Below are 13006 nucleotides of genomic sequence, written 5' to 3'. Positions count from 1 at the left end.
TTTTGTGGTTATTTTTTATACAAAATTTAATCTAAAATACTTTCACGTCTTTCATTCTTAAAGTCGATCATAGTAACTTTAATTTTAAAACTTTCTTAACTTAAATTTCACGATGCTTTCCGTAAATTTGAATTATTATAAATTTAAGAACAATGCTTAATTTCGAATTTAAAAATCCAACAAAAATACTTTTCGGGAAAGGTGAAATTGCTAAAATTTCAAAAGAAATCCCTCAAGATGCAAGAATTTTAATGATCTACGGTGGCGGAAGTATCAAAAATAATGGTGTTTACGATCAGGTAAAAGAAGCTTTGAAAGATCACACTCTATATGAATTCGGCGGAGTTCCTGCCAATCCTGAATATGAAGTATTGATTAATGCTTTAAACTTCATTAAAGAAAATAATATTACCTATCTTCTGGCTGTAGGTGGCGGTTCTGTGATCGACGGAACGAAATTTCTTTCTGCAGCTGCCAATTACAATGGTGAACCTTGGGAAATCCTTACAAAACCCGTACGTACTTTTGAAGGTGAAGGAATGCCTTTCGGAAGTATTTTAACATTGCCAGCAACGGGTTCTGAAATGAATTCGGGATATGTAATTTCAAGAAGAGAAACTAATGAAAAACTATCTTCGGGTGGTCCGGGACTTTTCCCTGAATTTTCTGTGTTAGATCCTGAAGTGGTAAGAACTATTCCTAAAAACCAAGTGGTAAACGGACTTACAGATGCGTATACTCACGTTTTGGAACAGTACATGACAGCTCCTTCTTCGGCAGATCTTCAGGAGAGAATTGCTGAAAGCATTTTGATCAGCTTACAGGAAACTGCTCCCAAAGTATTGGCAGATGATTTTAATTATGATGCGGCAGGAAACTTTATGTGGTGCTGCACAATGGCTCTGAACGGACTGATTCAGAAAGGTGTGATTACCGACTGGGCAGTTCACGCAATGGGACACGAATTGACGGCTTATTTCGGAATCGATCACGCAAGAACATTGGCAATCATTGCCCCTTCTCATTACCGTTATAATTTTGAAGCTAAAAAAGGAAAATTAGCGCAATACGCGGAAAGAGTTTGGGGTATTAAAGAAGGTTCAGTGGAAGAAAAAGCAGAATTGGGAATTCAAAAATTAGAAGAATTTTTCCACAGCCTGCATATCCAGACCAAACTTTCAGAATATACTGAAGACTTCAACGGAACAGCTGAACGAGTGGAAAAAGCATTTACAGAAAGAAACTGGTTAGGTCTAGGAGAACATAAAAACCTTACGCCACAAGATGCTTATAAGATTGTGGAAATGAGTTATTAATATTCAGGTAGTAGATATTAGGACTTAGGATTTAGTTAAAAAAAATAGACTGTTATATTTTTCGAATAAATGAGAAATCATGCTGCTTTAGAGATTTTTTTAAAACCTAAATCCTAAAACCTGCTACCCAGATTATATTTTTTACAAACATTCGTTTAAAAAACCTGAATTTCATTATAGATATTTCAAATTTATTTATATTTTAGCATATTCTTAAATTTGTAAAAATGAAAAAACAACTACTTTTATTTGCCTTTTCAGCGCTAGCGCTTACTTCTTGTGAAGATGATGATACTAAAGCTTATGAACTAGACATCATGAAAGGCGACTGGAAGGTAAGCAAAATAGAGTATGTTTCAGGAAAAGACAATAAAACAGTAATTAATACAGATGTACCTACAGGATGTGAGGCTAAAAGTTTTATTACTTTCAGAACAGATTTTTATACAAAATATACTGCCTACACAGGAACCGGAGCAGATTGCCAGGTAAATGCAACCAGCGAAGGTACATATACTTATAATGAAGAAACAAAAGATTTGACATTGAAATTCAAGAATGAAGGAGATGACAAATACAGAGTTACCGTTCTTACAAGCAAAGAGCTAAGAATGATGGAATTGCAAGATAAAGACGATATGCAAGATTATGATGGAGACGGAACTCCCGATTATATCTATGTAGATTATATAAGATAACAAATAAAACTCCCGAAGCTTTCGGGAGTTTTTTATGAGAACGTATTAATTTAATATATTAACAATGAAGAAGATTCTTTCAGCATTTTTACTGCTGACTTTTGCCCTTTTCTTTTCACAGGAAAAAAAACCGATGTACTGGCAAGACATTCAGGAGTTTAAAAAATTAGATCAGGAAACGGTACCACCAAAAGATGCCATCCTTTTAATAGGAAGCTCATCTTTTACCAAATGGACAGATGTAGCCAGTTATTTTCCCGACAAGACGATTATTAACAGAGGTTTTGGAGGATCAAGATTAATTGATCTTAATTATTATGCAGATGATCTTTTAAATTATCAGCCAAAACAAATCATTATTTATTGTGGTGACAACGATTTTGCAGACAATGAAAAATTAAAAGCAAAAGTAGTAGTAGACCGTTTCAAAACATTTTATAAAAAAATCCGTACAAAATTCCCGAATATTGAAGTAGATTATATCTCTATCAAATTTTCTCCGAGCCGCGAAAAGCTTTGGCCTCAAATGAAAGAAGCAAATAAGCAAATCGCCGCCTTCATGAAAAAGCAACCAAAATCTGGATATATTGATATCACTAAAGGAATGGAAGATGCTAACGGAAATGTGAGAAAGGATCTTTTTGTGGAAGATATGCTTCATATGACTCCGGCAGGATATGAAATTTGGGCTAATGCTATGAAGCCTTATATGAAATAACAAGATTTATGAAAAGCGGGAAGTCACCTTTTTAATGCAAAAAAGAGCAGAAAGGTAAAAAAAATCGAGAATTTTTAATTTTAGCGGACTTTACACTCCCGTAAATACATCCAATAAAGTTAATATCTCTTTTTTGCGTTTACATTTAAAATAAGTTAAAAAAAAGACGTAGAGTCTGTTTAAAATTTTATTGAAATATTTAAATTTTAGACAGGCTCTTACTTATTAGATTAAACCAGATTAAATAATAGAATATGAGACGATTTGCTGAAGACCTCCCACTTTTTCAGAAAGCTGAAGAAATTGATAATACTTTAAGAACCATCACTGATCTTTTTCCGGAAGATAACGAATATCTGCAAAGCATAAAACGCCATCTTCTGGAAGATATCATGGTTATTCAGTCCAAGATTTCAGGTGCAGAAGCGGTAAAACTGTATGACATTAAGATGGAAAATGCAGCAATTATCCGAAAAGCTGCCCGCGACATTATGGTGGGGGGAAATGTTCTTGAGATGTTTGGCTTTTCTGATGCCGCATATTACAAACTCATCAGAAATCAGATCGAAGATTTCCGTCTTTTATTCATAAAATGGGTCGCTGCCTTTAATCCGAGACATTTTATTACGGATAATTGGGGATTATTTAGTCGCTCCTTAAAAAGCTGTTTTTTGACTTTGAAAATTATATTTGCCTAAAAAGATTCGGAGAACAAGTTCGAGCCAAAGAAGAATTTGTTGTTTGATTTGATTCAATCTCATCTTCAAATTGTATCCAATCCCTGCTAATAATGCATTATTAATATCTCCAGCCACTCCTTTCAGGAAGTTTAATCCTAAGGAGTGGTTTCTTTTTAAATGAGAGATACAAGGTTCTATGGCTGCTCTTGCCCGGAATCTTAATCTGGCTACTTGTTGCCCATATTTTGTTTTTTCTTTTTTTGCGGGAAGCAAAATTGCTGTTCCTTCCACTTCTTTGATTCCTTTAAATCCTCTGTCTGTAGTGGCTTTCGTAGGTCTTGTTCCGCCAACGGATTTTCTTACCCTCTCACTCTGTGCCAATGATTCTTCAAGAGTTTTACTATCGTGAGGATTGCCAGAAAATCTCTTTACCGAGCTGATGATCCCTGTTTTCCGACCTCTTACTACTGCTACTTTTGTCCCAAACTCGTATGCTTTTCCCGATTTTCCTTTCGCAATACACGCAACTTGTGGCTCGTGAAGACTGTAAATTTTATCTTTCGTGGTACGTTCTTGGGTGAGTGCTTTAAGGTAAATTTTAAAAACGTCTTCGTAGCCTTTCAAAACATCTTTAGGAAGTTTTCTTTCCAATTCCCGAAGAACTCTTTTACCAATCGTCCTGAGCTTTTTCCTCGCCATTTTTGCCTTCTTCTGTCTTCTGGGATGATGTCCAAAAAAAGCGTCCCGCAATAATTGTTTGCTCACTCTTCTGTAGCTTTGTCTTTGTACAACGCTCTCTTTTTCTGCTATTTTTCTACAATTGTCGATTACTTTTTTTGCTAATTTGGCATCGGTAGGAAAGGTAATGTTCTTCTCCTGAACCGTCGTATCTACCTGAACTTCATCTTCTGTTTTGGCTTTGGGATGGAGAGAAACGCTTTGTCCCAAAAGAAATTCCAAACCCTTATCTCCAATTCTTTTTCTGAAGTGTACAAAATTGCTCGGATCGAAAGGCTGCTCTGTCTGGAAAAAGGTTTCTCCGGTAAAATATTGCCAATACGCATTCTCAATCCATCTCTCTATTACACTTTCATCACTTTCTTTAAACATTTCCTTGAGCAAAAGCATTCCTGCTATTTTACGGATAGCAATAGAAGGTCTTCCGTTTTCTGAAAATAATTTCTCAAACTCTGACTCCATTTTATCCCAGGAAATCTCCCCAGCTAATTTTACCACCGGATGCTCCATATTAATAAGCTCCGTAAGCCTGGTCTTGAATAAATTCTGCTGTAAATCCTCTCTTATTTTGCCTAACATTTTGCCACTTTTTATATCCTAAAAATACAATTTATTGCAATTTTTTACAACGATTTTTTACGAAATATAAGTGCATAAAAACTGATAATCAAAATATTACTTGGTTTTTAAGGAATGACTATTTAATCCTCCCGGAATAGCACCGGATTATGTTCAGCGGGATGATGAACTGAATTTTCTGGATGAAGAAGAAAATGAAGAATAATACTGACCTATAGCAAAAAATCCCTCAAATTGAGGGATTTTTTTATTTCTTTTTTTTCGATTTCGAAATTGCTTTTTGTTGCGCTCTGTTGGCTCCAAACTTTTTCGGAGCTTTTCTTTTTGACGGTCCACCCCAGTTTTCTTTGGTGTTCTTTGCTTTCTTTTCGTGGAAAGCACCTCCACCATCATTCAACTTCACCTGTGCAGGATTTTTCATCACCACCTGATCTTCTTCAGAGGCAATCTTTTTAGGATTAATTTTCACTTCTTCAGGGAAATCGATGAATTTTAAATCTTTATCCATCAATACCTCAATATCAAGAACCAAAGGTTCTTCTTTTTTGGTTACAAAAGTAATCGCCTTTCCATCTTTATCTGCTCTACCCGTTCTACCGATTCTGTGGATATATTGCTCAGGAATATCAGGAGTTTCAAAGTTGATTACGTGCGTAATATTAGAAATATCCAAACCTCTCGCCATTACATCGGTTGTAATTAAACCTCTTAGTTCTTCATTTTCAAAGCTTTTCATTGCTTTTAATCTGTAGTTTTGAGATTTATTCGAGTGGATTACATCAAACTGTTCAGGAAAAAGCTCATCAATTTTGGTAAACAAAAGATCAGCATGCTTTTTATTATTATTGAAGATCAATACTTTGGACATATCCTCATTGTTCTTCAATAAATTTTCAAGTAAATTAATTTTAGTATTAAAATTTTCTACTTTATAAGCGGTTTGCTCAATCTTTTCAAGTGGAGTTCCAGATTTTGCCAAAGAAATTTCCACCGGAGCCGCGAAATATTCATCCAGCATATCATCTACCGCTTCCGTCATGGTTGCAGAGAACAAAATATTTTGTCTCTTCTCCTTCATCATTTCGAAGATGTGCGTTAATTGCGGTCTGAAACCTAAGTTCAGCATTTCATCAAACTCATCAATAATCAATTTCTGAACTTCTTTTAAAGAGATCGCATTATCAATCGCCAAATCCATCACCCTTCCTGGTGTTCCTACCAAAATATCACAGCCATCGTTAAATAACAATTTCTGTGTATTGATATTTTTTCCACCATAAATTCCGATAACTCTTGCAGTAATATTTTCAGTTAATTTCTCAACAATTTCCGTTACCTGCACTACCAATTCTCTCGTAGGAACCAATACCAAAACCGTTGGATTTCCGGTTTTATTATATTTCCACGTCTTTAAAACAGGTAAAAGATAAGCTAATGTTTTTCCGGTTCCTGTTTGTGCAATTCCCATCACATCTCTTCCTGAAAGTATCGGTTTGATACTTTTTTCCTGAATGGGTGTTGGTTCAAACAAATTAAGATCCGCTAAAACATCAAGAATTTTAACCGGAAGGTCAAAATCTGCAAAAGTGAGTTTTTCCATTTTGCAAAGATAGGTAATTAATTTTTTAAACTTTAACAGGAATTTTGAAGATGGATAATGGAAGCTTTTATGTTTGAAAATAAAATGCTTCGACAACCTTCAGCAGAGTATATTTCATATTATTTATATATACAAATTAATGTAAATCATACAATATAAAATAGCGATTAGTACTAGCGTTGTCATGCTGAGGCTAGAGTTTATCTTGAGCTTGACGAATGAAAGCATTTCAAATATTTTTAATTAATTTTCACACTTTTGCTAATAATTTTAATATCATCATCTTTCCACACACTTGACGTTATAATTACGTATCCTTTCTTCTTAGGATCTTTTTTAATCGGAAATTTATCTTCTTCCCATTGAGAACAATGCGTGGAAATTGGTGAAACTAAAGGTTCCCATGCATTCTTTTTATAGGTATACACATACAACGGATGCCAGCAGCTTGTGCACCAGCCGGGATAAAAAGCAATTTCGTCTTTGCCGTCATTATTTAAGTCTCCCACAGCGTATAAAGTTCCGCTGTTGGCAGGCGAAATTTTGAATGACGGAATACTTTTATCACTGAAATAAATCGTTGTTTCGCAAACTCCGTCGCAATCATCATTACAATCACTCACTTTTACGTAAGCAAATTCTTTTTTTCCGTCGCCATTGAAGTCTCCCGAGAGGCCATCTGATTTTTCAGACTGAGCAGATAATAAGGAAGAACAAAATGCAAATATGGATAAAATAAGTACTTTCATAAGGTTATTTTTGTAAATCTATTTCCTCGTAATTCTTAATAAAATAATTATCACCAACAAAACTGAAAAAACAAAACCAAGAACTGCCACAAGCGACATCTCTCCGATTCTCGGCCCCGTTTCTGAAACAAAAACGATGGCTGTCGCAATAATATTAGCTCCTAAAATCATCGCTAAAATCAAATTAACAATACTTGATTTTATCAATTGATTCGTTTTTTCAATATTCTTTATTTCGCTGGAAACGGTGAATTTATTTTCGTCTAATTTCTGCAGAACAGAACGGAGCTCTCTGGGAATTTCATCTACATTATCTGTAAAATTCATTACCCTGTCGACTCCCGTTTTAAAAAGATTCTGCGGACTGATCTTTCGTGCAAAGATTTTTTTAGTGAACGGACTTAAACTTTTTACCACATCCAAATCCGGATTTATATTTCGTCCAACTCCCTCTATTAAAGTAATTCCTTTAAATAAAAGATAGAAATAATCAGGCATCTGAAGTCGGTTATCCGTAAGAACATCTTTCATTTTATTAATGATCTCCTGGGCATTGATCTCTTTTAAAGACGTACTGTGAACGAAATTCAGAATATCTTCCACATCATTTTCAAACCTTCTTTCGTCCGGAATTTCATAGCTTATGGACATTTTTTTCAAATACCGAACAATTTTATGCGGATTTTTAGCTACGAAACTTACTATAAGATTTTCCAGCACATCCTTATCATTTGGCGGAATTTTTCCTACCGCACCAAAATCTATAAAAACAACCTTCCCATCTTTTTTAACTAAAATATTTCCGGCGTGAGGATCGGCATGAAAGAAACCAAAATCCATGATTTGGGTTACAAAAAGTCGTAATCCAACTTCAGAAACTTTCACAGGATCAATATTATTGGCTAAAAGAACCGATTTATCCGTTACTTTTATTCCATCAATAAATTCCATACAAAGAACATTATTGTTAGAAAATTCTTCGTATACTTTCGGAACGTACGTTTCTTTATTATTTTTAAAATTTCGTTTAAACTGAAGAATATTTTCCTTTTCATTAATTAATGAAACTTCTTCCAACAAAGATCTTTCAAAAGTAGAAATGGCCTGTTTCAGGTTCAGCTTTTCGCCTATTTCGGAATAGGAAGAAACCAGCTTTTCCAAATCCTTGATCAGCAACAAATCATCTTCAATGACTGACTGAACATCAGGTTTTTTTAATTTCAGAATCACTTCGCTTCCATCAAGCAAAGTTCCTTTATAAACCTGAGCGATAGAAGCAGTTGCCAAAGGTTTTGCCTGAATTTCTGCAAAATGTTCTTTCACCGAAATGTTTAATTCATTTTCGAGAATTTCTTCTACATTCATATCAACGGTTTCTACCTTATCCTGAAGTTTTTGTAACTCCTGAATAAGCTCTGCAGGAAGTAAATCTTCCCTGTTGCTAAATGTCTGACCGAGCTTTACAAAAGTAGGTCCGAGTTCTTCCAAAACCAATCTGATGCGTTCATAAACCGTTCCTTTAGAAACAATTTCATCAGAATTTTCGGAAACCATCTGTTCCTGCTTATTTCCGCCGTTCATTCTCGCCAGCATATCTTTAAAACCATATTTGCTCAATACGGAAATCAATCTGGCAGACCTTTTCAGCTTTCTTTGTTGCTTATCAAACATACTCTATAAATGTGAATGCAAATTACTCCAAAAATTATTCCTTTTGAAGATTTTAATTTTATATTTTGAAAAGCTATATTTTCGATATTTTTTCCGTTTAATTTGTCATTCCGTAGGAATCTAAACATAATATTTAACACTTTAATAGAAATATTAGAACTTACATTCCTACGGCATGACAAAAGTGGAAGATTCTTTACCAATATTTAAATTTATAACCGAAATCCTAGCCCCTATTGCAGTGAAAATCCCGCAGTGAAGCGGCGGAACGAAGTGGAGCCGCGTAATGAGGAATTGTAACGAAAAGCGGGAAATAGCTTCAAAAAATTAGGAAAAATCTAAAAACGAAATTTAATTCAAATTTTCGTGAAAAACAATTACCTTTAACCAACAAATTAACTAAACCATGAAAAACTCAAACAAAAAATCAATTTCAAGAGAAGATCTTAAAAAAATAACAGGAAGTGTAATCGTGCCTAACTGTTCTAACTTTTGTTGCCCTGATGACGGCAAACCAACCTGTCCGGGAATTTATTGTCTGGATGTTCTTTGTCCGCAAGTTTAATTCAAACTGAAATAAAATAAAAAAACCGGAATACAAGTTGATTCCGGTTTTTGTTTTATCTGAGATAGGTTTCGTAAAGGTCCTTTCTTCGGTCTTTCATTACCTGAACCGAGCCATTGTAATGAAGATCTTTCAGTAAATTCAAATCGACATCTACAATAAGTGTCATTTCCGTATTTGGAGTGGCCTCCCCTTTCACTGCATTGGATGGAAACGCAAAATCTGATGGAGTGAAAACCGCAGCCTGACCAAACTGGATATCCATATTATTAACTCCCGGAAGATTTCCTACACAACCGGCAATCGCAACATAACATTCGTTTTCAATAGCTCTTGCAGCGGCGCAATGGCGAACCCTCATATAAGCATTTTGAGTATCCGTTAAATAAGGAACGAATAAAATTTTCATGCCCTGATCGGCTAAAATCCTTGGCAGTTCAGGGAATTCGACATCGTAACAGATCACCAATCCGATTTTTCCGCAATCGGTATCAAAAACTCTGATCTCGTTTCCGCCTTTCATTCCGTAGTATTTTCTTTCATTTGGAGTGATGTGAATTTTTCGGTATTCATCAATCCTACCGTCACGATGAAGAAGATAACTTACATTATACAGTTCGTTATTTTCAAAAACAGGCATACTTCCGGAAATAATATTGACGTTATAACTGATCGCCAGACTTGAAATCTTATCTTTGATTTCTTCTGTTAGTTTAGCGAGTTCAATCATACTATCGCGTTCAGAAAGCTTGTTGAAAGGCGCTAATAATGGCGTATTGAACAATTCCGGGAACAGAACAAAATCAGATTTATAATCTCCCATTACGTTCACGAAAAATTCTACCTGCTCATAAAAAGCATGAATATCTTTAAAATGCCTCATCTGCCACTGCACCAATCCCAAGCGGATAATGCTGTCCTGCATCGTGTTTGGTTTTTTGCTGTAATAGATGTTATTCCATTGAAGAAGCACGGCATTTTCTTTGGAAGATTCATCCTCAGGCAGATATTTTTTCATAACCCTAATCGGCAGAAAATTATTGGAAAGCTGAAAAGACAGCACAGGATCATAGATTTCCTTATCTCTCACCCTTCTGATATACTCTCTTGGAGAGAGTTCATCGCTATGTTTATGGTAGTTGGGAATTCTTCCGCCTAAGACAATAGATTTTAAATTTAACAATTCACAAAGTTCTTTTCTGGCATCATACAACCTTCTTCCCAAACGAAGTTCGCGGAATTCGGGATCTACAAAAACCTCGATTCCGTAAAGAACGTTTCCTGTGTCTGAATGCGTGTTGAAAGTATAATTCCCCGTGATATCGCTGTAGGTATGATCATCACCAAATTCTTCATAATTCACGATAATGGAAAGGGCTACAGCCGCCAATTTACCGTCAACCGTGATACAAATTTGCCCTTTCGGGAACATTTTGGTGAGTTTTTCTATGCTTCTTTTTGACCATATCGACTCCGACATTTGAGGATAAGCGCGTTTCATTGTGATTACCAATTCATCATAATCCTGAACGGAGAGCGGTCTTGTTTCTATTTGCATTTGATGTATTTTTACTTAAATTTAGTGAAAATTTGTTTTAATAGACAATTACTATACAAAACATTAACCAAAATATCATTTAGAAATGGCAATACTATTTCTGAATCAAAGTGAATGTACTGTTTGTAAAAAAACTTTAAACGAAGGACAAAAGTTTGTTTTATTTCCTGCCTTTACTTCAGATGAAAATAATAAGTTTTATATATTTAATGATGAGGCAGTTCATCGTTCTTGCTTGGAAAGAACCGAATTAGGAAAAGAAGCATTACTATTTTTGGAAGAAATTCATCAATCTAAGAATAATAAATGAGAGTTTAGATTCCTACGGAATGACAAACGTTGCAAATATTTTTCAAATATTGAACTACGACAAAAACCATAGCCCTGATTGAAGCGACATCCTTTTTGGTTGCGGTTGGAGCGAAGCGGAAACCGTAACCAAAAAGATACAGCGGAAAGCAGGAAACAGCTTCAAAAAAATTAATTTACAAACAAAAAAATCCCGCCCAAAGGCAGGATTTATATGTAAAATTCAAGTCAAAAATTATTCCCACTCGATGGTTGCAGGTGGTTTGCTTGAAATATCATAAGCTACTCTGTTGATTCCTCTTACTTCGTTGATAATTCTGCTTGAAACAGTATCTAAGAACTCGTAAGGAAGTCTGCTCCACGTTGCCGTCATAAAGTCGATGGTATTTGCAGAACGAACTACAGCAGTGTATTCATACGTTCTTTCATCACCCATAACTCCAACAGATTTTACCGGAAGAAGTACCACGAAAGCCTGAGAAACTTTCTCATACAAATCGTTTTTATACAATTCTTCTATGAAAATATCATCAGCTTCTTGTAAAATTCTTACTTTTTCTTCGTCAACAGCACCTAAAATTCTGATTCCCAAACCAGGACCAGGGAAAGGATGTCTGTGAACCAAATGATGAGGAATTCCCAATTCTTCACCCACTTTTCTTACTTCATCCTTGAATAATTCTCTCAAAGGCTCCAGCAATTCAAACTCCATATCTTCAGGAAGTCCACCAACATTGTGGTGAGACTTGATAACCGCCGAAGGACCATTTACCGACTGACTTTCAATCACATCTGGATAAATTGTTCCTTGAGCTAAGAATTTAGCACCTTCAATTTTATGAGATTCTTCATCAAAAACATGAATAAATTCGTTTCCGATGATTTTTCTTTTCGCTTCTGGATCATCAACTCCGGCAAGCTTTGAAAGGAATCTTTCTTTAGCATCTACCAATTTGATATTCATGTGGAAATGCTCACCATAGTTATCCATTACTTTTTTGCCTTCGTCTTTTCTCAATAATCCTGTATCTACGAAGATACAAGTCAATTGATCACCGATTGCTTTATGGATCAAAACTGCTGCAACAGAAGAATCTACACCTCCTGAAAGTCCAAGGATCACTTTCTGATCACCTACTCTTTCACGAATTTCTTCTACTGTTTTATCGATATAATTGGTCAGTTTCCAGTTTTTCTCTGCATCACAGATTGCAAAAACGAAATTTTCTAACATTTTCCCTCCTTCCTCAGTGTGAGAAACTTCCGGGTGGAACTGTACACAGAAAATTTTCTTCTCTTCATTTGAAATTGAAGCAATAACACCGGATTTTGCATTTAATTCAAAACCTGCAGGTAAATCTCCAACTTCATCAAAGTGGCTCATCCAAACAACAGAATTGTTGGTAACCCCTTTCAATAAAGAAGATTCTTTTACGATTTCCAAATGTGCTTTTCCGTATTCACCTTTTACTCCTTTATGAACTTTTCCGCCTAAAAGGTGTGCCGTTAACTGCATTCCGTAGCAAATTCCTAAAACAGGAATTCCCTGCTCATAAAGTTCTTTCTGAACTAAATGCGCATTTTCTGCGTTTACAGAACTTGGTCCTCCGGAAAGGATAATCCCTCTCGGCTGTTTTTCTAAAATAGTTTCTAATGGTGTATTGAAAGGCAAAATTTCAGAATATACACCCATCTCACGGATTCTTCTTCCGATAAGCTGGTTGTACTGTGATCCGAAATCTAATATGATAATACCGTTATTCATTTTTATAATTAATTTGTTTTGAATGACATCAGATTCTAGATATCAGACATCAGACTTTTA

At 35.2% G+C, this 13006-nt stretch carries 12 protein-coding genes; 6 read left to right on the top strand and 6 right to left on the bottom strand.

Annotated elements, in window-relative coordinates:
- Nucleotides 1-152 precede the first annotated feature (152 nt).
- The 4 genes from VUJ46_RS00285 (at nt 153) to VUJ46_RS00270 (ending at nt 3430) form a co-directional block, all read left to right on the top strand.
- A complete protein-coding gene (locus VUJ46_RS00285; RefSeq protein WP_326983018.1) occupies nt 153-1316 on the top strand; it encodes an iron-containing alcohol dehydrogenase in 1164 nt (387 codons plus the stop codon).
- A 227-nt stretch (nt 1317-1543) separates the two neighbouring features.
- The gene (locus VUJ46_RS00280) at nt 1544-2014 is read left to right on the top strand and encodes a lipocalin family protein (RefSeq protein WP_326983017.1); all 471 of its coding nucleotides are present in this window, start codon (nt 1544-1546) and stop codon (nt 2012-2014) included.
- Between the two features lie 64 nt (nt 2015-2078).
- Complete coding sequence (locus VUJ46_RS00275; RefSeq protein ID WP_326983016.1) at nt 2079-2732, top strand: GDSL-type esterase/lipase family protein; 654 nt, start codon at nt 2079-2081, stop codon at nt 2730-2732.
- Between the two features lie 254 nt (nt 2733-2986).
- Complete coding sequence (locus VUJ46_RS00270; protein ID WP_326983015.1) at nt 2987-3430, top strand: hypothetical protein; 444 nt, start codon at nt 2987-2989, stop codon at nt 3428-3430.
- Here the strand turns inward: VUJ46_RS00270 and VUJ46_RS00265 are convergent.
- From VUJ46_RS00265 to VUJ46_RS00250, 4 genes are all read right to left on the bottom strand, one after another.
- Nucleotides 3389-4729: an IS5 family transposase gene (locus tag VUJ46_RS00265; protein WP_326981209.1), complete on the bottom strand. Its 1341-nt coding sequence runs from the start codon at nt 4727-4729 to the stop codon at nt 3389-3391. The two genes, VUJ46_RS00270 and VUJ46_RS00265, sit on opposite strands and share 42 nt — an antisense overlap.
- 247 nt (nt 4730-4976) lie before the next feature.
- A complete protein-coding gene (locus VUJ46_RS00260; protein WP_326983014.1) occupies nt 4977-6329 on the bottom strand; it encodes a DEAD/DEAH box helicase in 1353 nt (450 codons plus the stop codon).
- Nucleotides 6330-6568: 239 nt separating this feature from the next.
- Entirely contained in the window at nt 6569-7078 is a 510-nt protein-coding gene (locus VUJ46_RS00255) for an FG-GAP repeat domain-containing protein (RefSeq protein ID WP_326983013.1), read from the bottom strand.
- 18 nt (nt 7079-7096) lie between these two features.
- Nucleotides 7097-8749 carry an ABC1 kinase family protein gene (locus VUJ46_RS00250; protein WP_326983012.1) on the bottom strand — a complete coding sequence of 551 codons (1653 nt, stop codon included), beginning with the start codon at nt 8747-8749 and terminating at the stop codon, nt 7097-7099.
- Between the two features lie 406 nt (nt 8750-9155).
- Here VUJ46_RS00250 and VUJ46_RS00245 point away from each other — a divergent pair, with 406 nt between their 5' ends.
- Nucleotides 9156-9314: a hypothetical protein gene (locus VUJ46_RS00245; protein WP_267405399.1), complete on the top strand. Its 159-nt coding sequence runs from the start codon at nt 9156-9158 to the stop codon at nt 9312-9314.
- A gap of 55 nt (nt 9315-9369) precedes the next feature.
- Here VUJ46_RS00245 and VUJ46_RS00240 read toward each other — a convergent pair whose 3' ends face one another.
- Nucleotides 9370-10872 carry a carbon-nitrogen hydrolase family protein gene (locus VUJ46_RS00240; protein ID WP_326983011.1) on the bottom strand — a complete coding sequence of 501 codons (1503 nt, stop codon included), beginning with the start codon at nt 10870-10872 and terminating at the stop codon, nt 9370-9372.
- An 85-nt stretch (nt 10873-10957) separates the two neighbouring features.
- Between VUJ46_RS00240 and VUJ46_RS00235 the strand changes: the two genes are divergently transcribed.
- On the top strand, nt 10958-11182 hold the full coding sequence (locus tag VUJ46_RS00235; RefSeq protein ID WP_326983010.1) for a hypothetical protein: 225 nt from the start codon (nt 10958-10960) through the stop codon (nt 11180-11182).
- Between the two features lie 234 nt (nt 11183-11416).
- Here the strand turns inward: VUJ46_RS00235 and guaA are convergent, their stop codons facing one another.
- Nucleotides 11417-12946: a glutamine-hydrolyzing GMP synthase gene (gene guaA / locus VUJ46_RS00230; RefSeq protein ID WP_326983009.1), complete on the bottom strand. Its 1530-nt coding sequence runs from the start codon at nt 12944-12946 to the stop codon at nt 11417-11419.
- Nucleotides 12947-13006 lie beyond the last annotated feature (60 nt).

Origin of the sequence: Chryseobacterium sp. MYb264 (genome assembly GCF_035974275.1) — a bacterium.
Classification (GTDB): Bacteria; Bacteroidota; Bacteroidia; order Flavobacteriales; family Weeksellaceae; genus Chryseobacterium.
This window is presented reverse-complemented; position numbering and strand designations above follow the sequence as displayed.